General features: G+C 46.4%; 1 protein-coding gene. It reads right to left on the bottom strand.

Going from position 1 to position 265, the window contains the following annotated elements:
• Positions 1-43 precede the first annotated feature (43 nt).
• A partial coding sequence (locus IEQ44_RS17280; RefSeq protein WP_227487658.1) for a hypothetical protein occupies positions 44-265 on the bottom strand: 222 nt, incomplete at its 5' end.

Genomic DNA, 265 nt, shown 5'->3' with positions numbered 1-265 from the left:
ATAATCTCTCTTACGAAATCTTTACTGTGCGCTTCCATTTTTTTCAGTTAGGCAGCACAACTATAGCTACAAACGCACGGTATGAAATTTTGGGCACAAGTGATAGATTTGGTTGTCCGCACCCATCCACCACCCCAACCCCAACAGAGACATAAAGCTCCGCCCCCAAAATATCAGGAAAATCTATACGACTCCAACTCCAACCACGACCTGCAAATGGTCTGGGTTGGGGTTGAAAATCGTTGTCGTGAATGGGGCCCTTCAC

Source organism: Nocardioides malaquae, assembly GCF_015070385.1.
Lineage (GTDB): Bacteria > Actinomycetota > Actinomycetes > Propionibacteriales > Nocardioidaceae > Nocardioides > Nocardioides malaquae.
The sequence above is the reverse complement of the archived record's forward strand: the minus strand, read 5'-3'. Positions and strand labels throughout refer to the sequence as shown.